This window comes from Sorangium sp. So ce119, from assembly GCF_051524405.1.
GTDB classification, from domain to species: Bacteria; Myxococcota_A; Polyangia; order Polyangiales; family Polyangiaceae; genus Sorangium; species Sorangium cellulosum_G.
In genome coordinates, this window is the sequence record NZ_CP150311.1 from 770,920 (window position 1) to 790,689 (window position 19,770).

The window sequence follows — 19,770 nt, forward strand, 5'->3', positions numbered from 1 at the left end:
CCCTCACATGCCCGGGGGAGATGATGCCGCGGGCAGCAGGAGCGCTCCCGATGTGGGACATGGTGTACAACGGACATGCTGCAATGGTCCGAGAGCGAGCTCCGGATCCAGCGGATCCGCAAGGACGGCCTCGACGCGCTCGGCGGCAAGCGCTTCCTCGCCGCCCTGTCGGGCCGAGCGCGCGGTGAACGGCGCGAGCTGCGCGGAACGGCGGCAGGCCCGAAGACGTGGCCGCAGCGCCGCCTGCGCCCCACGCGCCGGAGCCGGCCGACCTCTGACCTGAGTCCTGGCGCCAACCGAGCCTGCGCGCCACGCCGGCGATGACCGGCCAGCAAGGCTTGCCGGTGAGGCAATGCTTGCCGTGGTGCGATGGCAAGGATTGCCATCGGGCCGCGGCGCGCGTCGGCCGCTGAACAGGGGGGCCAGGCGGACGTCGCCGCCTCGGGACGCCTTCGAACCCCGCGCGCCTGGCCAGGAGCGGACGCCCGGAGGCAGGCTCGCTCGCCGGAGCCGCTGTCCCGCAGGCGCATCCAGCTCGCTGGCCTCGACCTTGCTAAATCCACGGGCGACGGTCACCGGACCTGGGCGACGTCGCACGACGGCAGAACCGCTGTTCGACGGCCGCATCAACCCTTGTCGGCCCGCATGAGCTGCCCTGTTCCAGCGCAGCTCGCGCCGCGGACATCCCCTGGAGTAACCCATGATTACCTCGAGGCGAATCGTCGGTCTGTGCCTTGGAGCTTCAGCCCTCACAGCATGTGTGGCCGCGGACGTCGAGGAGAGCAGCGAATACATCGACACCGGCTCCGACGCGATCTTCGCCGCGTCGCTCAACCTCTGGCAGGACCGCGACATCCCCGTCTGCTGGGAGAACCCCGGCGACGACGACGCCGAGCGCGGCTGGGCCCAGGACCAGGTCACGAAGACCTGGGACGCCGTCTCGTCGATCAACTTCACCGGCTGGGGGACATGCGAGAGCGACTCGCCGGGCATCCACATCCGGATCGAGGACACCCGGCCTCACGCGAAGTACCTCGGCAACCAGCTCGACGGCGTCAGCGCCGGCCTGGTCCTGAACTTCACCTTCAACGAGTGGGGCACGGAGTGCCAGCTCGCGCAGGAGTACTGCATCCGCGGCCTCGCGGTCCACGAGTTCGGCCACGCGCTCGGGTTCGCTCACGAGCACAACCGCTTCGACACGCCGAGCTCCTGCGTGGAAGAGCGCCAGGGCGCCGACGGTGACCTCGTGATTGGGAGCTGGGATCTCGACTCCGCCATGAACTACTGCAACCCGAGGGACGGCAACGGCAAGCTCAGCGAGACCGACATCTTCGGCGTTCGCCTCGCCTACGACTGGGGTTTCTCCGGCCTGATCGTGAGCGAGGAGAACGACAAGTGCCTCGACGTCGTCCAGGGGAGCGCTGCCGACGGCGCCGGCGTGGTCACCTCGTCCTGCAACGGCAACGACAACCAGCGCTGGAAGCTCGTGCCGAGGCGCGACGGATACTACAACATCGTCAACCGCAAATCGGGCAAATGCCTCGACGTCAAGGGCGCCAGCAAGCGCGACGGCGCCGCGGTCGTCCAGTGGCGCTGCAACGGAGGCGACAACCAGGCATGGCGGGTCGAGGCGAACGACGGCGGGACGCACCTCGCCGCCAAGCACTCGGGCAAGTGCCTCAACCTCGCCAGCTACAGCCAGGATGACGGCGTCGCGCTCGAGCAGGAGGCCTGCGCCGGGAGTTCCACCGAGGTGTGGTGGGTCAAGCCGTGATGGCCGCGATCATGTCTGCCGCTGCGTCGGTCCCCGTGACGGGGCGCGGCCGTGCTCCGGCGGCGCGCCGCCGGAGACGGTGCTCGGCGCGCCGGCGAGACCCTGGCGTGAGCGAGATCACCACCGTGGGCTGCCGTCGCTGCCGTCAACCATCCGCCGTCCATGGCGCAAGCGCATCGGACCGCGCCCTGCGAAGCCAGAAGAGCCCACGAAGGCGGACGACGACGCCGCTCCGAAGCGCAAGCGTGGCGGCTCCCGCGAAACGGTCATGCCGATCAGAGGGAGATGGAGCATCCGGACGCCGCCGAAGCGCACGTGTACACGCCCGAACCTTGAGGGTCCACGCACGCGCCATTCGCGCATTCGTCGCCCGTGGTGCATGTCGCGCCGTTCGGCCTCTTCGGCGCACAGACGGGTGGGTCGCTCGAGGTGTCGCAGTTGCCCTCTTTGCACTGACTGCCATCGGCGCACGGCTGCCCGTTGGCCTCGGGGTCGCTGCAGATGGTCTCACCCCCTGAGTCCTTGCAGTAGCCGCTCAGGCACGCGAGGTCGCTCGCACATGCCTGGCCGTCGGGCTTCGCCGCGACGCAAAAAGAGCCACGTTTGCTCGGGCACACGAGGCCATCGCCACATTCGCGCGTGCATGGATCGCCGGCCCCCGGCTTCACCACGCACGTACCGAGGTGCGCAAAGGTCGCGACCTCGCAGTAGGTGTCCGCGTCTGCGCATTCCGCGGACACCGCGCAGTCGCCCCCCGTCGCGACCTTCGCGACGAACGCGCCGTGGCATGCGGGCCACGCCCCGGCGGCTCCCATTGCCTCGAAGTCGGGGCACGACAGCGCTCGCAGTTGATCGATGCAAGAGTGCGCCGGACCCTCGCGGAACTCGATCCGCCCTGCCGCGACAGCTTCCGCCAGGAGCTCGGGGTGCCTGCCCATCGAGGATCGGAGCTGGTCCACGCACGCGTCTGCAGGAACCGTCACGCCGCAGCATGCGGTGAGGTCCGCACAGAGCGCGCCAAGGATGGCGTCATGGAAGTCGTTGACGGAGAAGTCGTGGACGGGTGAATCGGTGCAGCCGATCACTGTCACGAGCGGGAGGAGCATGATGCCTGCGATCCCATGGCGGACGCGCCTGGTCGGGTCGCCATCGCGGATCTGCCGTCGAAGCTCCTTGGCGTTGCGAGTGAGCTCGGCGAGGTTCCTGTAGGGGTCGTCACGTCGGGCGTTACAGGCGTCGTCGTCATGGGGGTAGAGCACGGTCCACCTCGACGCGTTGCGGGGCAAAAAGTTTGATTTCACAGAGCAACACGAAAACATCGTGTGTGGACGCATGCTCGCGATGGGCATCCACGGCCGGCGCCAGCGTCCGCTCCGACGCGGCGCGGATCCGCCTCGGCGTCCTCGTGCTCACCTCTCGGCTGAGGAGCCGCCATCCACGTACAAGGAACGCGATCTCCGAGGATGGATCCTGACCCCAGAGGTCTCCACAGCAGCTTGGCGTGATCCAGCCATCCAGATTGGAAGATTTCACCCTGGACGCCGCTTGACATGCGGCTCCTTGCTGTGATGCGATGTCCATCAGATCGCGCAAGGACTCGATGTGACCTGTCGCGTCGCATCGCTCCGGGGGGAACAGGCACGTGATGCGCTGGCCGCTTGTCCCGCTGCCGACTCGATCGTCGTGATCGAGTGGGCCGTCTCCGGACGCCGGGCGCGCATCAGGTCTGATCTGCGCACAAGGGTGCCGCGCGCGACCGCACGAACCACGTACGAACGAGCGACAACGTAGCAGGGGGATCTCATGACGATGATTGGGCGAAACTGGGCAGCGGCCATCGGCCTCACGCTGACGACGGCGGCATGCGGATCGAGCGATCCGGACGCGGCGCAGACAGCCGCGCCCATCCAGCGAACGCCGCTTCCTCGGAGCGAGTTCATCCCGCTCGAGATCGAGGCGACCATCGACGAGCTCGTCGCCGAGATCAACAAGAGCTCGATCGAACCGATGCAGATCTCGGTGTTGCTGAAGTCCCTCGACGGCTTCTTTGCGCCGATCGCCACGGGCGCGAACCGAGCCATGGGTGAGCTCGGGGTCTCCGGGAGGGCCACGGGGAACGTGCTCGCGCCTTACAGTGCTGAGACAGAGCTAGAGGAATTGACGAAATTCCAGACTCAACACATCAAACAGTCGGTGGCGGAAGGCGCCGAGGGGATAGTCATCACGCCCGTCGGCGAAGGCAACGCGGCCGCGCTCGACGAGGCCGTCGCGAAGGGGATCCCCGTGGTGACGCTCGACGCCGACCTGGCGAACTCGAAGCGCCAGATCTACGTCGGGATACTCAACGAGTATGCCGGGGCCGTGGCAGGGAACACCCTGCTCGAGATGCTGCCCGAGGGGCCGGGCACGGTGCTCATCCACGGCTGGGCCGACCCGATCTGGGCCGACGGTGTCAATCGAACCAAGGGCGCCAGGGGCGTGTTCGAGAATGCCGGTTACCACGTTCTGGTACATCAGTCCATCTATCATGACGAAGCCATGGACGTCGATTTGATGAGAGGAGAGATCGAGGACGCCGACCCGCCCGTCGTGGGCCTGATCGGAATGTTCATCGACTCGTATCGATGCGTGCTGGCCGCGGACGCCGCGGACGCGCCGGACCTCCCCATCGTCACCTTCGACTTCGCGCCGGAGACCGCCGGGTTTATGCGCCAGGGTCGCATCAAGGCCACGCACGTCCAGCGGCAGTACTACGAGGGGTACCTCGGGCCCTACGTCGTCTACGGCATCAAGAGCATCGGCCTCGACGCGCTCAAGGAGATCCTCGCGCCGCACCTCGTCGAAGGCAGCCAGTTCGACCTCGGCGTCGACGTGGTCCCGTGGACGAAGGTCGACGCCTACAACCAGTTCCTCGACGAGGTCGGCGCAGAGCAGTAGCGGCGCGCAGCTCGAGGAGGATCTGCTCCTCGCCGCGCTCGAGGTCGTCGCCGATCCTCCGGACGTGACTCCCCCGTCGGGCTTCACGCTCCTGCACGACCAGCCGTCGTCCACGCGCGATGGGCCCGTCCACGCCGGCGAGCGACGCCGACCGTGCGCGCGGGACGATCTTCGTGGTTGATCTCGTGAAACCATTTGGTATAGTAAACCACATGGTTTTGGATCGCTCGCCCCGGCTGGACCTCGTGTTTCACGCCCTGGCCCACCCGGCCCGGCGGGCGATCATCCGGCAACTCTCGGGCGGGGAGCGCAACCTCAGCGAGCTGGCCGCGCCCCTGAAGATGACTTTCCCGGCGGCCACGAAGCACGTGCGCGTGCTGGAGCACGCCAAGCTCATCCGGCGCCGCGTCGAAGGCCGGCAGCATTTCTGCCGCCTGGAGGCCGCGCCGCTCAAGGAAGCGACGCTCTGGACCGGGTCGTTCCGCCAGCACTGGGAGGCCCGCTTCGAAGCGCTGGACTCGCTGCTCGACGAGATGAAGTCCGAGGAGCGAGCGCGTGCCCGCCGGACCTGAGCGTCTCACCGCCATTCAACCCATTCCGACCCCTCTCGGTCGTCTGTCACGAGTCACAACACCATGAACACCACGTCACCCCAGGGCCTGCAAATCTCAACCCCCACGGACACCACCATCGTCCTCACCCGCACGTTCGACGCGCCTCGTCGGCTGGTGTGGGAGGCCATGTTCACTCCGGACAGGATGCGTCGCTGGATGCTGCCGCCGCCGGGCTGGACCATGGCCACCTGCGAGTGTGATGCGCGCGTGGGCGGCAAGCTCTCGGTGTCGTGGAAGAGCGATGAAGCCGATCCGGTCATGACGCTCCGGGGCGAGTTCACGGAGGTGGCCCTGCACGAGCACGCCGTTCACACGGAAACGATGGCATTGGGGTCGGGCCAGACCGTTGGCTCGCTCGTGGAAAAGCACGAGTTCGCCGATCAGGGCGCCGGCACTGCGATGAGCATCACGCAAACCTACGACTCGAAAGAAGACCGCGACGGCGCGCTCGCTTCCGGCATGGATCAGGGCATGGAAGCCTGTTATCAAAAGCTGGACGCGCTCCTCGGCGAGCGGAGCCAGGGCAACGCTGCCGTCAACGCACGATGACGCCCAGCGGGCTCCGGAGTCGTCGTGTGCAGGGCGAGCCGTTCGTGAACGTGGTGGACGCGCAGGGCGGTTGCTGAGCGCCCGAGCCTGCGCTTCGCCCCACGCGATCGCCGCACGGGCTTCCTCAGCGGGCGCGGCGCGCCAGTGCCTTCTCGTAGGCGGCCTGCAGCTCGCCGGACACCGAGCGCGCCGGACGCGGCGCGCCGAGATGCAGGTGGCGCAGCTCGTCCATGAAGGCGTTCCAGAGCGGAGCGCCGCCCTTCTCCAGCAGCTCCGCGCGCACGGACAGCTCCCTGCTCGGGCGCGTATGGCGGCGGCCCCAGGCGCCCATGTGCGCGAGCAGCGGCACGAGCTGGATGGCCGCTTCCGTGAGGCTGTAGATCCCCTTCTGCCGGTGTTTCGGATCGGAGCGTCGCGTCAGCAGGCCGGACGCGGTCAGGCGCTTCAGCCGGTCTGCGAGGATGTTCGAGGCGATGCCTTCCTCGCTCTGCGCGAGCAGCTCGCCGTAGCTGCGCCTGTTCCCGAACATGACGTCGCGGATGACGATCAGGCTCCAGCGGTCGCCGAGCTGCTCGAGCGTCAGGTTGATCGGGCAGCCGGATCGTCCTGTCTGCGGCACGGCCATTCTCCTGAGACTAGTACTTGCATATTGCAAGCGGTAGGGGTAGGGTCCCTACCACTTGCAAAATGCAATCGGTCTGAACCAGGAGCCCCACGATGTCGCTCGTGCTGTACGGTCATCCCTTCTCCTCGTACACGCAGAAAGCACTCATTGCGCTGTACGAGAGCGGTACCCCCTTCGAGTTCCGTTGCCTCGGGCCGGATACCCCGCAGCACTCGGCCGAGTGGCTGCGGCGCTGGCCGCTGCGCAAGTTTCCGCTGCTCGTGGACGGCGAGCGCAACATCGTCGAGACCAGCATCATCATCGAGTACCTGCAGCTCATGCATCCCGGGCCAGCGCGCCTGCTGCCCGCAGACCCGATGGCCGCGCTGGACGTGCGCTTTCTCGACCGCTTCTTCGACCTGCACGTCATGAGCCCGGTGCAGCACGCGGTAGACGGAGCGCTGACGGGTGATCCGGTGAAGCGCCAGGAAGGACTGGCCCTTGCTGCGACGAAGCTGGAGCTCGCCTATGCCTGGCTCGAAGGGCAGCTCGCCGGCAGGACCTGGGCCGCCGCTGGCGCGGACTTCACGATGGCGGACTGCGCGGCCGCGCCTTCGCTGTTCTACGCTGACTGGACGCACCGGATCTCCGAGGCTTTCCCCGTGCTGCGCGCCTACCGCGCGCGGTTGCTTGCGCGCCCGTCCTTCGCCCGCGCGGTGGAGGACGCGCGGCCGTTCCGGCCGCTCTTCCCCCTGGGAGCGCCGGACCGGGACTGACGCTTCGCGCCGCAAGCGCCGGCGCAGCTGCGCGTTACCTCGCGTCACGAGGCGATCGGCTGGACTCCACGAGCGATCTCGACGGGACGTTGCAGCGCCTGCACCACGAGGGCCGCCAGGCGGGCGGTCGGGAGCTCCGGTTCCGCCGTTGCCTGGTGCAGCGCCAGGGGGAGCGCGGGCAGCGCCGGCAGCCCGGCCTCCCCGGGGCCGAGCGCGCGCACGCCGGCGGGCAGGCCGATCGGCGTGCGCACCGTGAACCCGAGCCCTGCCGCCGCCGCGGCCCAGAGCCCGCCCAGGTCCGGGCTGGTGAACGCGAGCCGCCACGGGATGCCAGCGCGATCGAGCGCCGCCGCGGCGGCATCCCGGAACCGGCATGGCGCCTCGATGGCCAGGAGCGGCAGCGACTCGCCCTCCGCCCCGGCCCGCGCAGGGCCCCCCGCGGCCGACCCGATCCAGCGCATCGGCAGCTCGGCCAGACGCTCGCCATGCGGCGCCCCCATCCCGTCGCCCCACACGAGCGCGAGATCGAGCCGGCCCGACGTGACCCGCTCGAGCAGTTCCGCATTGCGCGCGACCCGCACCTCGATCCGCACCCTCGGGTGGGCGCGCGAAAACCGCCCCAGCACCCCGGAGAGCAGCACGTCACCGAAGTCCTGTTGCAGGCCGAGCCGGACCCAGCCCTCGAGATCGACGCCGCGGACCGCGGCCGCCGCCTCGTCGTTCAGATCGAGCAGGCGGCGGGCGTACGCCAGCATCGTCTCGCCCGCCTCCGTCAGCGCGAGACCGCGCCCGGCCTTGCGAACGAGCGGCGTGCCCGCCTGCTCCTCCAGCTTCTTGAGCTGAGCGCTCACCGCCGAGGTCGACCGACCCACCCGGCTCGCCGCCCTGGCGAAGCTGCCCAGCTCCACCCCCGCGACGAAGCTGCGCAGCACGTCGAGATCGAAGGTGACGCGGTGCATGCCAAACGTCCCGCTTTTCTGAACTATCCGTACCAAAGTTCCTGATTTTCAGCACGATCGTGCTCCGTCATGCTGGTGGCGTCAAGGCGAGCCGGAGCCGCCTGACAGAGCACAAGGACCCACATTCCATGCGTTTCGCTCACGTCTCACCGCGGCATAGCGAGCCGCCGCTGCGCGAAGGGAACCTCCCTCGCGATCTCGCCGACAGCCATCGTCGCACGCGGCGTCCGGGGAGAGCGCTCCCTGGGAGCGGGCGCCGCCTCTCCCGGGCTGCGCTCGCGATGGCGACAGCCTTGCTCTGTGCCGGCGCGGGATGTACGCGGGACTCGGTCCTGGAGCGCGCCTCGCTCGGGACTCACGCGGTCGCGGGCGGGAAGGCCGTGACCCGCGTCGAGGTGCAGCGGCTGACGTTGCCCCCTGGGTTCAGGGCCGGGCCGCACACGCACCCCGGTCCGGTCGTCTGCCATGTGACCGAAGGGCGTATTCTGTTTCAGGTGAAAGGCCAACCGGCCAGGTACTACACGGCAGGGCAGACGATCTTCGAGCCCGCGAGCACGCCCATCGAGCGCTTCGACAACGATTCCAGCTCGGCCCCCGCGACCTTCATCGCCACCTACCTGCTGGGCGACCAGGACACGGAGTTGCTCCACAGGCTCCAGTAGACACGCCTGCGCTCTGTGGCCGTACGGTGGGACCGGTGATGCCGCGAGCCCTTCACCGCGGTGTGATCCGGTGCTTTGCCGGCAATTTCAGGGAGACGTGACAGGGCGAAGGCTGCTTGTGACGCCCTCTCACCAAGGCACGACGGCTCGCGCGCCCTCGGTGGTGCCGCGAGCCACCACCAGACATGGAGGCGCGTCCCTCCAACCCGCGTCCCTCGCGCCGCGCCCCTTCCAGGATCTCGGCTGAACCAGCCTCCCCGCTCGACCCGCTCCCCTCGTGGGCCCTGGTACGCATCATGCCAGTGTCCGCCTGGTCTCCGCACGAAGGAAGCCGCCCGCGAGACTTGCTGCAACGATCAAGGAGAGACGATGATGCCCACGAACACGACCCACAAGACCCGCTCCCTCGTCCTGTCGCTCACGATGGCCGCCGGCCTGGCCGTTACAGCGTTCACGTCCCCTGCGGCGGCCGGGCCGCTGCCGACGCTCTCCGGATGGGGCGTGCGCGGCTATGCCAGCTTCATGGGCTCGGTGAGCCAGCAGGCCGACGGCTCGCTCAGGGGGCATTTCACGATCATCATCCACAATCCCGGCGAAGCCCCCGTCACCTGCCGCTACCTGCGCTTCCGTCCCCACACCGTGAGCGGCGGGAGCTGGACTTTCGATGGCCATGGCACGTGCTGGAGCTCGGGCGGCACGTTCGCTGCGGCGAACCGCTTCGCCTTCTCTGACCTGGGCAACCCAGGCGCGGGCGTCGACGCCGTTGACGTGAACTACTACGGCGCGGTCGGCGTCTCGATCCCCGGCGGCTTCTTCGATGACGGCGACATCGTCTACGCGCCTTGAGGCCAGCCGCGATCCAGCGGGCCTGTCAGCGCTGCCGCTCGCGCCGCTGTGTCGGTGGTACTGCGCGCGCGACCCATTCCGTTGGCTGTTCGGTGAGCGCGTCGAGAACCGCTGACGAGCAGAGGAACGGCAGGCCGAGGGCGTCGGCCCTTGCTGCAGCGGCGCGACTGCCGCGCCTCGATCTCGGCCAGCGTACTCGCCCCCGGCGCGCCCACCTGGCGGCGCCGTGGGCCGCGTTCGTGGTCTTCAAGATCGTCTTCGCGGGCGATGACCCGGAGGCGCGGCGGGACGAGAGGGGCCGAGTCGGCGTCCCGGCCTGACCGGAGGCGCCGCGAGGCACGCGGCCCCTCTGGCGCGCCGGGGGCGCGCCGCCGCGGCACGTTCCGGGTCGCTCATGGCGAGATGAATCTATTGCATGGGGGTTATTATGCCAATTCATTGGAATCAGGCCCTCCGTTGAGCCATGAAATGTACAGCCTGCTCACTGCGCGTGAGCTCACCAAAAGTGTGTGTCGACCGAAGTAGGAGCGACGATGCAACGAGTCACGGTTTCGATGATGTCGGCCTTTTCTTCTTCATTGTACCTCGCGGCACCCCTGGTTCTCCTCGCGTGCGGCGCGGACGCATCCGGCGAGGCGGACGTCGTCTCGGAGGCGCATGCGCTCGCAGGCGGCGGGCGTTGCGCAGCCGGTTTGCTGCAGAATCCGGAGACGCAGCAGTGCGCGCCGATCGCCGATCGCCGCGCTGAGGCGCAGCGCGGCGATCGGCGATCGGCGCGCAGGCCGGAGCGGCTGCCGCCCAATCTCAAGGCGTTGCGCGGTACGGCGGACGGCGCGCCGCCCGCGCCGCGCGCCGAGGCGCGTGCGGCGCGCTCGCACGTGAGCATCCCCGACCACGTGCCGGGCGGGCTCGGCGCGGGCGTGAGTTACAAGAGCGGCGCGCTGCCCGTAACCGAATCATCGACGCTCTACACACACATGATCGTGTATCCGGAGGGTCTCGGCTTCGACGTACCGGCGGACTTGTTCACGACGGCCACGAATCGCACGGAAAAAACCGTCGAGGTCGTCGGCTGGTACCGCGAGGCCAGCGTGCATCACATCGGCATTTTCGACTGGTCGTGCTCGGCGACCGATCCGTGCGCGGGCGGTCAGACAGCGCCCTCCTGGATCTGGACGCGACCATTCAGCGACAACACCTGCCAGCTCACGCAAATGGCGGACGGCGCCGGCGTGAACCACGAGACGCTGTACTACGCCAATGCCACCGTCTCCACCGCGAGCGGCTGGGAGAACCGCGTTTTGTTCTGGAATTATTGCACGAGTCAGTGGGATCTCGAGTACGTGCACGCGTTCACGGGTCCGCAACAAGACTGCAGTGTGACCGGTTGCGGCTGGTGGGGCCCGATCGTCGAAAACTTTTCTCCGCTCGAGGACCAGCCGTTCCCGCAGCTCGGCTTCATCGACACGAGCCTCGTTCACGACGGCGTGACGAGCCTTTTGCCGCCGAGCGAGACGGACTTCAACGGCCCGCCTTCGACCTGGCACCTGTGTTTCATCGATCCGAACACGTCCTGGTCGACGAGCCAGATCCCGTGCGGCGCGAGCACGACGCCGTGGACCGCGACGCTCACCTTGACCAGCAACTGGAGCACGGGCTATTGCGCGGATGTCGCGGTTCACAACGGCGGCACGACTGCGATCTCCACCTGGTCCGTGTCGCTCGCGATGAATCAATCCACGCTGACGAGCAGCCACAGCGGGAGCTTTCAGGCGACTTCCGCCGGTCAGTATCAGATCACTCCGCTGAGCTGGAATGCGAACCTCGCGCCCGGAGCCACGACCTCGTTCGGCTTCTGCGCGAACAAGACCGGCACAAGCTACACGCCAACCGTCACCACGCCCTGAGCGCCGTGAAGCATCTCCGCTCGGCGCAGCGGAATGCTCGATGATCACTCGTCCCGGCGCGGACCGGCGCAGCCTCCGGCGGCGTGTTTGCCGGCCCGGAGCCGGGACGCGAGATCATCGACTCGAACGGAATAGACCGAGCCGTGGTGGGCCGGATAGTACCAGCGGCCATCCACGTAGTAGACACAGGTCCCGCGGTAGACCACGCGGGGGTAGGTCTCGATGTGGACCGGCGCCTCGGCGATGTGAACGACCGGCTCCTCGACCACCGCGAACTCCTGGTACGTGACGGTCGCCGGCGCAGGCGTGACGGTCCTGGTGTGGACCTCGGCCACGCACCCGGTCCCGCCGAGGAGCGCGAGCGTGGCCAGCGCGGCGAGCTTGCCGCGCCGCAGCGGATGCGCGGAGTTTCCGGGCGACGAAGGGTCGAGGACAGGCATGGTCATCTCGATGAGGTTCATCGCAGCAACAGCGGTGCCATCCGGCGGCGCCGGCGCGCGCCGCCGGCGCCCGGCGCCGCGCGCGCCGATGGTATAGCGCTTGCTGAATACATGGGCATCGGCGCGACAGCGCCAGACCTCGCTTGATAAGGAAAGACGATCCCCATGAAACTCTCGAAGGTGCTCTCCGGTCTCGCTGGCCTCACGCTCGCCGCCGCTTCGCTCGCGGGATGCATCGTCGTCGATGGCGACGACGACCATGATCACGTCGATGACCTCGGGAGCGGCTCGCTCACCGTAACGACGGCGATCGACGGCCTCAGCGACGCGCGGCAGTGCTCCGACGACGACGTGGATCTGCTCGCGGTCCGCGTCGAAAGCGAGGAGGGCTTCGTCTACAAGGCGCGCGTGAACTGCGAGGAATTCGGCGTCACCTTCGACGGCCTCGACGCGGGGTACCATGACGTCGATGTCTGGCTCGAGGACTTCGACGGAGACCCGAGGAGCGACGTCGTGCGCGTCCCGTCCGTCGAGGTGATCGACGGCATGGACACGCTGGTGGACGTCGACATCCCCTCGGAGTCGATCTACCGGTGAGGTGCGCGCGGCGCGCTTGATCGACCGCGCCGCGCCGCACCGCGCGGGAGGCGCTCACTCGCTCGCGACCGCGTTCGCGAGCCCGTAGACCCCGTAGTCGATCATGTAGGCGAGCTCGTACCCGGGGAGCTCAGCGCTCGCGAGCTCCGCGATCTTCCTGTGGTGGCTCGCCGCCTCGGCGCCCGCGAGCTCGCTCTTCCGTTCGCCGAGCGAGGCCACGTAGCGCTCGACGATGGACTCCAGCTCCGTGAGGTAAACCTTCTGCTCGCCCACCGCCCGGCGAGCTCGAGCTCGCGCAGCTCGACCGCGCCTGCCTCGAGCGGGAGCGTGTACTCGCCCTCGAACGTGGCATACACAGCGGAATTTTCGAACGCCTCGCATCATCTTTCTTTTTACTTGATCGGTCAGTCGCAGCAGCTCCACAGTTGCGGGTATGCGTATCGCTTCCTTCAGCGTGCTCGCGTTCGCATTCGCCTGCTCCAGCTCGCCAGACGAGCCCGGCGGCTCGGGAGGCGCAGGGGGCGCCGCCGCGGGCGCCCCGGGCACGAGCGGCACTGGCGGCGTCACCCAACCGAACGGAGGCGCGACGAGCCCCGGCGGCAATGCGACGAATGGCGGCGCAACGACAGGAGGAGCCGCGATGGACGCAGCGTCGACGGGCGGCGAGCCAGCCGGCGGCTCCTCGGAAAGCGCGGGCACGGCGAGCGGCGGAGCGTCGGCAGGAGCTGGCGGAGCGAATGGCGGAGCCGGCGGGGCGAGCGGCGGAGCCGGCGGCGGCGGTGCCTGCGTCAAGAACCTCGCCTGCAAGCTGGACCCACCGCCGAGCACCGGCGACCTCGCGCAAGACTGCGTCGATCGCATCAACCAGTTCCTCACGCAGTGCGCTTGCCTGCCGGCGCTCAAGCGCCGCGAAGACGGCGAAGCCTGCGCCAACGAGATGGCGAAATACGACGCCGAGCACAACATGGCTCACGCCGGCATCCGAGCAAAAATCTGTGAGCCCGGCGGCTCGCAAAACTCCTGCCCTGGCTATTCCTCCAACAAGCAAGTCATCGGCCTGTGCATGCAACAGATGTGGGATGAAGGCCCGCCACCCACCGCAGACTGCACCGGCGACTGCTACGAAATGTACGGCCACTTCATCAACATGACCGACGACTCCGTCACCCAGGTCGCCTGCGGCTTCCACACGACGAGCAGCGGCAAAGTCTGGGCCGTCCAAAACTTCACGCGCTGAGAGCGCGGGTGGGCCCCGCGCTCGAGATCGAGGGCGGCGTCCTGCCCCGCGACGGGTTGGTGCCGATCGGCGCCTTCTCCAGGGGCCTGTGCTTCATGGCCTCCGACGGCGCGATCCTCGCCGACGACGGCGTGGGGGAGCGCTTCGTCTTCGCGGATTCGTGGCGCATCTTTCTGGAGCGGTTCGCCCTGGGGCACGAGGCTCCGGACGTGATCCCGGGGTGGCCGGCCCGCCACTGCGCGAGCCTCTCCGAGGACGTGGGCAAGGCGCTGGCGCAGGCCCTTGGCGTCCGCGCGCGCCCGAGCTCAGCCACCGGACGCAGTCGTTCTGGACGAGCGACGACCTGGTGATCTGGGGACGAGGTGGGGGCCCGGGTCGTTCACGAGGCGCTCGGTCGGCTGCTCGGACTGCGGGTGGCACCGGAGGGGTGAGCAAGCTTGGGCCGAACGTCGAGCCCGCCGCTCGCGTCGACTCGCTGCCGGAGCCTTGCCGCTCGCCAGTGCCCGCAGGCTCTACTGGGATCGCCCGCGCGCGGCGGTTGCGTGCCGAAGCGCCCTGGAGGCATCCGGAAAGTGACGCCGGCAAGCACCAGGCCTGTGCTCGAAGCCTACCTCGACTGCGGGCTGCTCTGCCGCGGGTTCGCGCGGCTCCGGTGCGAGCGCGGCGAAGAGAGTCGGCTGGTGGCCTTCAGCTGTAAAGGACGCGGTTTCTTCCCGTCGTGCCTGGGCCGACGCATGTGTGCCACGGCGGCGAACCTGATCGAGGACGTCCTGCCCGAGGTGGCGCACCGTCCGTTGGTGTTGACGTTTCCGTTTCCGTGGCGGCGCAGGCTCGCCCAGGACGGGGCGTTGTTCGGCGTGCTCGTCCAGCGCGCCTAGCGAGCCCTGGCTCAACCTCACCGTCCGCCTCAGATCGTCGATAAAGGCGCGGCCGCGCGCGGGCAACTGCCCCCGCTCCCCCACATCGATCGCATGGATCGCGCCCGTATCGCCGGGTTATCGTCCTCAAGCACCTTATAGAATCCTCGACGTCGCTGTCTCCTTCGCGTTGACACGCTCCGCGTTCCGTGCTCTCGAATACGGACAGATCGTCCTCGCGCTATCGGCGCCCGGGCTCGCCGCTCCGTACGACAGGGATCGTATAGACATTCAAACACTGTAGCAGCATAAGACACACAAGGAGTCTCATGTCTTCCATTCAAACACAGTTTCTCGATGTCAAGGCTCATCACTCGCTATACCCTGCCCTCGATCCCAAGACTACATTGAGCGGGAGCGCATCGGGCAAAGCCATTTTTATCACCGGTGCATCGCAGGGTATTGGTCAGGCTACCGCGGTGGCTTTCGCTCACGCGGGCGCTAAAGCGATCTATATCACCGCGAGGTCAGAAAATGGGCTTAAAGCAACAAAAGAACGAGTGAGCGAGGCGAATCCAGAGACGCAGTGTGAATATTCGGTCTGCGACGTGACAGACGAAGAGCAGGTCAAGGCGTCCATCATGGATTGTGTGACCAAATTTGGCGGCATCGATGTGGTCGATTCGAATGCCGGCTATCTCGACCAGTGGAAGAAGATTGGTGAGTCTGACACAGCCAGCTGGTGGAAGACATGGGAAGTCAACCTAAAAGGCACATATTACGTGATTCGATTTGCCATCCCATATCTTATCGAATCGACCAAGAAGCATTTTGCCACAGGATCAACAGGTGGCCATCTGATCCTCGTCTCCTCCATCGGCGCTCAACTGGTAACGCCTTCGGCGTCGGACTATCAGACATCCAAGCACGCGATCAACCGTCTTTGCGAGTTCGTCAACGTTGATCATGGCGAGGAGGGTGTCAAATGCTTTGCCATCCATCCAGGAGGTGTTTCCACCGGGCTCGCGAAGAACATGCCCAAGGAAATTCACGCCGGCCTTATCGACGAACCTGATTTGCCAGCCGGGTTCGCTGTTTGGCTTTGCTCCGGCAAGGCTGATTGGGCCAAGGGCCGATACTTGAGCTGCAACTGGGACGTTGATGAGTTGACGCAACTCAAAGACCAAATCATTCAGGGTGATTTGCTGGTCAATCGTTTGCGCACAAAAGCTTGAGGGCGAGCGCAAATTGCGGGTGAAGGAGCGCCGTCAGGCAAGGAGCCCCGAGTCGCTAACTCCAGAGGCATTCGGGGACGTCGTTTCTGCAATTTCTCGGCGCCGCGCCGCCGGGCCGGGCGCCGACCCGATCGGTGATGCCGCGGGCCCTTGACCGCAGGCGATGCGGCGGCGGAAGGGCGCCCCGTTGGGCCACACCGGAGCCGCCCTCGGGGGCGAAACAGGCGAAAACCATGAAAATCGCTACTGTTTCCGGCGACCGCTCAGCATCGACCGGTTTCTCTGGCGGGGTTCCTGACGCGCGAAGCTGGTCGACGAGCGGGCAGGCGCTTTCCGCGGCCGCGCGCGCCTTCCGGCCCCGCTCACGACCACGTCACCTCGAACTCGCACGCCTTGGCGCCGCGGAAGCGGCAGCGCGTGTGCAAGGTGCGGCTCTCCTTGACGCCGATGCGCGCCATGATCCGCTCCTGCCACGCCGGGACGCCCACCGCGCAGGTGACCGGCCCGGGGCCGCGGTCCGGGAGGCGCGACGCGGTGAGGCGGACCGAGAAGCGCCTCGCGGCGACCGAGGTCGCCTCCATCGTGCCCTCGTCGAAGTAGCGCTCCCAGAGCGACGAGGACCGCTGCAGCACGGTCTCGGGGGACGCGGCCTTGAGCAGCACCGTGAAGAACCGCTGCAGGTCCTCCTCGGCGATGGCGTGGGCCACCGCCCGGAAGCACTGCGGATGACCGTCCCCGTACAGCGCCACGTAGCGGTCGACGAGGCTGTTCCAGAGGCTCACCGGGTACCAGATGTGCGGCAGGACGATGCCGCCCACGCGCGCGGCGTCCTCCGGGCTCAGGCACTCCAGCCACCGGGCCACGCCGGCGGCGCCGTGCTGCGCGGCCACGAAGCTCTTGAACCCCCCCAGCGCGTTGCCCTTGACGTTGCTCATCGAGATCACTCCACCGGGCGGCCTGACGGAGGCGCGTCGCGTGCCATGTGGGGCCGATCCTGACGAGGGTCACCGGCGAATGCAATCGCCGCCCATCGGGAGCTCCGCGGCGACCACCGGCGCGGTCCGCCTCGGCGCACAAACGTGATCGAAACCACATCCCGGCCGACCGGCGGCGCCGAGCGGCGCGCGTGCTTCCCGGCGGCGCGCCGTACTACAATCGCCCGCGTGAAACCGTGCCCCTTCTGCGCGGAGCAGATCCAGGACGCCGCGATCAAGTGCCGTTACTGCGGCAGCATGCTCGACGAGCGAGCGCCCGTGGCCGCCGCGGCCTCCGCTGCGCCGCTCGCCCCGGCGGGCAGCGCGCTCGCCTCCGCCGGCAGCGCGCTCGCCCCCGCCGGCGGCGCGCTCGCCCCCTCGCCGGGCGGGGCGCGGGTCATCTTCGAGGGGACGCCGAGCTGGAAGGCGTGGTTCTGGTCGTACGTGGCGGCGGGCGTGCTCTCGCTCGTGCTGGTGGGCCTCGTGTGGCTCGGGGTCCTGCACTGGAAGCGCAAGAGCCTCCATTACAAGATCACCGACCGCACCATCGACTACGAGGCCGGCCTGCTCACCCGGCGGGTCGAGACGTTGCAGCTCTGGCGGGTGCACGACATCGATCTCCGCCAGTCGTTCCTGGAGCGGCTGCTCGACATCGCCGAGATCCGCGTGTTCACGCGCGACGCGAGCGATCCCGAGCTCGTGATCCGGGGCCTGCCGGCCTCGCGCGAGCTGTTCGAGGCGATCAAGAACGCGGCGGAGCTCGCGCGGCAGCAGCGCGTGCTCGGCGTCGTGCAGTGAGCCGGAGGCGCGGCGCTCGGCGGCCCGGGTCCGCCAGGCCGTACCAGGAGCGCTATCGGGTGAAGCAGACCTCGAGCCACGGACGATCGCCGAGGACGCCGTGCTCGCTCGAGCGGTACGCGGTGAGCGCCGTCGGGTCCTCCTCTAGGAGGAAGCCGTGGTTGGGATGCGCGCCGTCGACCCACGCCTGGACGAGCGCTGTCACGTCCGCCGTGGCCGCGTCGTCCGCCGCGCCGACGAGCGTCGCCTCGGTCGCCGGGTCGTAGCTGCCCGCGAGGCTGTTCCAGGTGACCGCGAGCTCGTCCCACGGGACATCGACGCGGTGCGCCCGGATCTCGTTCGCGCCGGAGCTGTAGAGCCTCGCGCCGAACGTGGCGGACGTGATGGTGGCGCCGGACGGGATGAAGCCGAGCTCGAAGCGGACCAGGGACACCTTCGGGCTGCCTCGGCTCAGGCCCGTGTGGAAGTACGACGAGCCTCCATCGTTGTGGTCCGGGTACCGCTGCCAGAGGGTCGCGTCCGCCACCTGGCCGTGGACGCCGCGCTGGACGGTCGTGCACACGAGCTCGCAGGCGTCGCCGAGCCCGCTGGCGTCGCCGTCCGCCTGGTCGGGGTTGTGGACGACCACGCAGTTGTCGACGTCGTCGCACACGCCGTCGCCGTCGGCGTCCTCCTGGCCCACCGCCGGGCAGGCGTCGCACGCGTCGCCGCTGCCGTTCCAGTCGCTGTCTTCCTGGCGGGGGTTGGGGGTCGCCGGGCAGTTGTCGCATGCGTCGCCCAGGCCATCGCCGTCGCTGTCGCGCTGGTCCGGGTTGTCCTGGCGAAAGCAGTTGTCCACCGAGTCGCAGACGGCGTCGAAATCGCGGTCATACTCGCCCGGCCCCGCGCAGTGGTCGCACGCGTCGCCCACGCCGTCGCCGTCGCTGTCGGCCTGATCCGGGTTGGGGTTACCGCAGTTGTCCACCTCGTCGCAGGCGCCGTCGGAATCGCCGTCCCACCTGCCAGGCCCCGCGCAGCGGTCGCACGCGTCGCCCACGCCGTCGCCGTCGCCGTCCGCCTGGTCCGCGTTGGGGGCGTCAGGGCAGCTGTCCATCTCGTCGCAGATGCCGTCGGCGTCGCGCTCTCCCCCGCCCGGCCCTGCGCAGTCGTCGCACGCGTCGCCCACCCCGTCCGCGTCGCTGTCGCTCTGGTCCGGCGTGTCGACGTGAGGGCAGTTATCTTCTCCGTCGCACAGGCCATCGGCGTCGCTGTCGTACGCGCCCGGCCCTGCGCACGCGTCGCACGCGTCGCCCACGCCGTCGTCGTCGCCGTCCGCCTGGTCCGCGTTGGGGGTGTGAGGGCAGTTGTCGTCCGGCGCGCACACCCGATCGGCGTCCACGTCCGACGATCCGGCCGCGGTGCAGGCGTCGCACGCGTCGCCGATGCCGTTGTAGTCGCGGTCTTTCTGGGCGGGGTCCGGCGTGGTCGGGCAGCCGTCGCACGCGTCTCCCGTGCCGTCGCCGTCGCTGTCGCGCTGGTCCGGGTCGTGATCGTCGTCGCAGCCGTCCGCCTCGTTGCACAGCCCATCGCCGTCGTTGTCGTACTGGCCCCACCCAACGCAGGCATCGCACGCATCCCCGGCGCCGTCGCCGTCGCCGTCTGCCTGGTCGGGGTTCATCTGAACAACGCAGTTGTCGATCGCGTCGCAGACCCCGTCGCCATCGATGTCGGACGGCGCCGACGCGCAGACCTGGTACGCGTCGCCGATGCCGGCGCCATCGCCGTCGGTCTGACCGACATCGGGGGTCGCGCTGCAGAGCAGCGCGCCGTTCATGTACAGCGCGAAGCCGTTCGCGCCGCAGCCCGCGTGGCTGAGGGTGTACGCGATCCCCGTGGTGGCCGCGCGCGCGGCGTCGGGGAGCAGCGCACAGCCCAGCAACAGGCCAAGTGGATGGAACAAGCCAGCTTTGCCAGTACGGCGCATGGTTCCTCCTCTGTCTCGGTGCGCCCGACCGGAGCGCACGG

General features: G+C 68.4%; 21 protein-coding genes and 1 pseudogene. 14 read left to right on the forward strand and 8 right to left on the reverse strand.

Annotation, left to right across the window (positions count from 1 at the left end; genetic code table 11):
- Positions 1-760: 760 nt before the first annotated feature.
- Positions 761-1,774, forward strand: a complete 1,014-nt coding sequence (locus tag WME76_RS47255) for an RICIN domain-containing protein (RefSeq protein WP_437962787.1) — start codon at positions 761-763, stop codon at positions 1,772-1,774.
- A gap of 275 nt (positions 1,775-2,049) precedes the next feature.
- On the opposite strand, the gene WME76_RS47260 is transcribed toward WME76_RS47255, so the two are convergent.
- On the reverse strand, positions 2,050-3,033 hold the full coding sequence (locus WME76_RS47260) for a hypothetical protein (protein ID WP_437962788.1): 984 nt from the start codon (positions 3,031-3,033) through the stop codon (positions 2,050-2,052).
- A 544-nt stretch (positions 3,034-3,577) separates the two neighbouring features.
- On the opposite strand from WME76_RS47260, the gene WME76_RS47265 reads away from it, so the two are divergent.
- The 3 genes from WME76_RS47265 to WME76_RS47275 all read left to right on the forward strand — a co-directional run bounded on the left by WME76_RS47265 (position 3,578) and on the right by WME76_RS47275 (position 5,874).
- On the forward strand, positions 3,578-4,711 hold the full coding sequence (locus WME76_RS47265) for a substrate-binding domain-containing protein (protein ID WP_437962789.1): 1,134 nt from the start codon (positions 3,578-3,580) through the stop codon (positions 4,709-4,711).
- A gap of 119 nt (positions 4,712-4,830) precedes the next feature.
- A complete protein-coding gene (locus WME76_RS47270; RefSeq protein ID WP_437962790.1) occupies positions 4,831-5,283 on the forward strand; it encodes an ArsR/SmtB family transcription factor in 453 nt (150 codons plus the stop codon).
- 63 nt (positions 5,284-5,346) lie between these two features.
- Positions 5,347-5,874, forward strand: a complete 528-nt coding sequence (locus tag WME76_RS47275) for an SRPBCC domain-containing protein (RefSeq protein WP_437962791.1) — start codon at positions 5,347-5,349, stop codon at positions 5,872-5,874.
- A 124-nt stretch (positions 5,875-5,998) separates the two neighbouring features.
- Here WME76_RS47275 and WME76_RS47280 read toward each other — a convergent pair whose 3' ends face one another.
- A complete protein-coding gene (locus WME76_RS47280; RefSeq protein WP_437962792.1) occupies positions 5,999-6,499 on the reverse strand; it encodes a winged helix-turn-helix transcriptional regulator in 501 nt (166 codons plus the stop codon).
- Between the two features lie 92 nt (positions 6,500-6,591).
- Between WME76_RS47280 and WME76_RS47285 the strand changes: the two genes are divergently transcribed.
- Positions 6,592-7,254: a glutathione S-transferase family protein gene (locus WME76_RS47285; RefSeq protein ID WP_437962793.1), complete on the forward strand. Its 663-nt coding sequence runs from the start codon at positions 6,592-6,594 to the stop codon at positions 7,252-7,254.
- Positions 7,255-7,298: 44 nt separating this feature from the next.
- Here WME76_RS47285 and WME76_RS47290 read toward each other — a convergent pair whose 3' ends face one another.
- The gene (locus WME76_RS47290) at positions 7,299-8,213 is read right to left on the reverse strand and encodes a LysR substrate-binding domain-containing protein (RefSeq protein ID WP_437962794.1); all 915 of its coding nucleotides are present in this window, start codon (positions 8,211-8,213) and stop codon (positions 7,299-7,301) included.
- A 281-nt stretch (positions 8,214-8,494) separates the two neighbouring features.
- Here WME76_RS47290 and WME76_RS47295 point away from each other — a divergent pair, with 281 nt between their 5' ends.
- Entirely contained in the window at positions 8,495-8,875 is a 381-nt protein-coding gene (locus WME76_RS47295) for a cupin domain-containing protein (RefSeq protein WP_437962795.1), read from the forward strand.
- 369 nt (positions 8,876-9,244) lie between these two features.
- On the forward strand, positions 9,245-9,721 hold the full coding sequence (locus tag WME76_RS47300; RefSeq protein WP_437962796.1) for a hypothetical protein: 477 nt from the start codon (positions 9,245-9,247) through the stop codon (positions 9,719-9,721).
- Between the two features lie 55 nt (positions 9,722-9,776).
- On the opposite strand, the pseudogene WME76_RS47305 reads toward WME76_RS47300, so the two are convergent.
- Positions 9,777-9,890, reverse strand: a pseudogene (locus WME76_RS47305) (ABC transporter substrate-binding protein); the annotation flags it as partial.
- A gap of 364 nt (positions 9,891-10,254) precedes the next feature.
- Between WME76_RS47305 and WME76_RS47310 the strand changes: the two are divergent.
- A complete protein-coding gene (locus tag WME76_RS47310) occupies positions 10,255-11,628 on the forward strand; it encodes a cellulose binding domain-containing protein (protein ID WP_437962797.1) in 1,374 nt (457 codons plus the stop codon).
- Positions 11,629-11,672: 44 nt separating this feature from the next.
- Here the strand turns inward: WME76_RS47310 and WME76_RS47315 are convergent, their stop codons facing one another.
- Positions 11,673-12,089, reverse strand: coding sequence for a hypothetical protein (locus WME76_RS47315; RefSeq protein ID WP_437962798.1), 417 nt, complete (start codon positions 12,087-12,089; stop codon positions 11,673-11,675).
- Positions 12,090-12,233: 144 nt separating this feature from the next.
- Between WME76_RS47315 and WME76_RS47320 the strand changes: the two genes are divergently transcribed.
- Entirely contained in the window at positions 12,234-12,665 is a 432-nt protein-coding gene (locus WME76_RS47320) for a hypothetical protein (protein WP_437962799.1), read from the forward strand.
- Positions 12,666-12,719: 54 nt separating this feature from the next.
- Here WME76_RS47320 and WME76_RS47325 read toward each other — a convergent pair whose 3' ends face one another.
- The gene (locus WME76_RS47325) at positions 12,720-12,938 is read right to left on the reverse strand and encodes a hypothetical protein (protein WP_437962800.1); all 219 of its coding nucleotides are present in this window, start codon (positions 12,936-12,938) and stop codon (positions 12,720-12,722) included.
- Between the two features lie 367 nt (positions 12,939-13,305).
- Here WME76_RS47325 and WME76_RS47330 point away from each other — a divergent pair, with 367 nt between their 5' ends.
- From WME76_RS47330 to WME76_RS47345, 4 genes are all read left to right on the forward strand, one after another.
- On the forward strand, positions 13,306-13,902 hold the full coding sequence (locus WME76_RS47330) for a CAP domain-containing protein (RefSeq protein WP_437962801.1): 597 nt from the start codon (positions 13,306-13,308) through the stop codon (positions 13,900-13,902).
- 8 nt (positions 13,903-13,910) lie between these two features.
- On the forward strand, positions 13,911-14,252 hold the full coding sequence (locus WME76_RS47335; protein ID WP_437962802.1) for a hypothetical protein: 342 nt from the start codon (positions 13,911-13,913) through the stop codon (positions 14,250-14,252).
- 222 nt (positions 14,253-14,474) lie between these two features.
- Positions 14,475-14,780, forward strand: coding sequence for a transposase zinc-binding domain-containing protein (locus WME76_RS47340; RefSeq protein WP_437962803.1), 306 nt, complete (start codon positions 14,475-14,477; stop codon positions 14,778-14,780).
- Between the two features lie 308 nt (positions 14,781-15,088).
- Positions 15,089-15,994, forward strand: coding sequence for an SDR family oxidoreductase (locus WME76_RS47345; RefSeq protein WP_437962804.1), 906 nt, complete (start codon positions 15,089-15,091; stop codon positions 15,992-15,994).
- A gap of 362 nt (positions 15,995-16,356) precedes the next feature.
- On the opposite strand, the gene WME76_RS47350 is transcribed toward WME76_RS47345, so the two are convergent.
- On the reverse strand, positions 16,357-16,929 hold the full coding sequence (locus WME76_RS47350) for a hypothetical protein (RefSeq protein ID WP_437962805.1): 573 nt from the start codon (positions 16,927-16,929) through the stop codon (positions 16,357-16,359).
- Positions 16,930-17,157: 228 nt separating this feature from the next.
- On the opposite strand from WME76_RS47350, the gene WME76_RS47355 reads away from it, so the two are divergent.
- Entirely contained in the window at positions 17,158-17,766 is a 609-nt protein-coding gene (locus WME76_RS47355; protein ID WP_437962806.1) for a PH domain-containing protein, read from the forward strand.
- 52 nt (positions 17,767-17,818) lie between these two features.
- Here the strand turns inward: WME76_RS47355 and WME76_RS47360 are convergent, their stop codons facing one another.
- The gene (locus WME76_RS47360) at positions 17,819-19,705 is read right to left on the reverse strand and encodes a thrombospondin type 3 repeat-containing protein (protein ID WP_437962807.1); all 1,887 of its coding nucleotides are present in this window, start codon (positions 19,703-19,705) and stop codon (positions 17,819-17,821) included.
- Positions 19,706-19,770 lie beyond the last annotated feature (65 nt).

What these genes read in the sequence shown, in the direction of transcription:
- WME76_RS47265 (WP_437962789.1), top strand. Translation starts at nt 3,578, where the DNA reads ATGACGATGATTGGGCGAAACTGGGCAGCGGCCATCGGCCTCACGCTG.
- WME76_RS47270 (WP_437962790.1), top strand. Translation starts at nt 4,831, where the DNA reads ATGGGCCCGTCCACGCCGGCGAGCGACGCCGACCGTGCGCGCGGGACG.
- WME76_RS47275 (WP_437962791.1), top strand. Translation starts at nt 5,347, where the DNA reads ATGAACACCACGTCACCCCAGGGCCTGCAAATCTCAACCCCCACGGAC.
- WME76_RS47280 (WP_437962792.1), bottom strand. Translation starts at nt 6,499, where the DNA reads ATGGCCGTGCCGCAGACAGGACGATCCGGCTGCCCGATCAACCTGACG.
- WME76_RS47285 (WP_437962793.1), top strand. Translation starts at nt 6,592, where the DNA reads ATGTCGCTCGTGCTGTACGGTCATCCCTTCTCCTCGTACACGCAGAAA.
- WME76_RS47290 (WP_437962794.1), bottom strand. Translation starts at nt 8,213, where the DNA reads ATGCACCGCGTCACCTTCGATCTCGACGTGCTGCGCAGCTTCGTCGCG.
- WME76_RS47295 (WP_437962795.1), top strand. Translation starts at nt 8,495, where the DNA reads ATGGCGACAGCCTTGCTCTGTGCCGGCGCGGGATGTACGCGGGACTCG.
- WME76_RS47300 (WP_437962796.1), top strand. Translation starts at nt 9,245, where the DNA reads ATGATGCCCACGAACACGACCCACAAGACCCGCTCCCTCGTCCTGTCG.
- WME76_RS47310 (WP_437962797.1), top strand. Translation starts at nt 10,255, where the DNA reads ATGCAACGAGTCACGGTTTCGATGATGTCGGCCTTTTCTTCTTCATTG.
- WME76_RS47315 (WP_437962798.1), bottom strand. Translation starts at nt 12,089, where the DNA reads ATGAACCTCATCGAGATGACCATGCCTGTCCTCGACCCTTCGTCGCCC.
- WME76_RS47320 (WP_437962799.1), top strand. Translation starts at nt 12,234, where the DNA reads ATGAAACTCTCGAAGGTGCTCTCCGGTCTCGCTGGCCTCACGCTCGCC.
- WME76_RS47330 (WP_437962801.1), top strand. Translation starts at nt 13,306, where the DNA reads ATGGACGCAGCGTCGACGGGCGGCGAGCCAGCCGGCGGCTCCTCGGAA.
- WME76_RS47345 (WP_437962804.1), top strand. Translation starts at nt 15,089, where the DNA reads ATGTCTTCCATTCAAACACAGTTTCTCGATGTCAAGGCTCATCACTCG.
- WME76_RS47350 (WP_437962805.1), bottom strand. Translation starts at nt 16,929, where the DNA reads ATGAGCAACGTCAAGGGCAACGCGCTGGGGGGGTTCAAGAGCTTCGTG.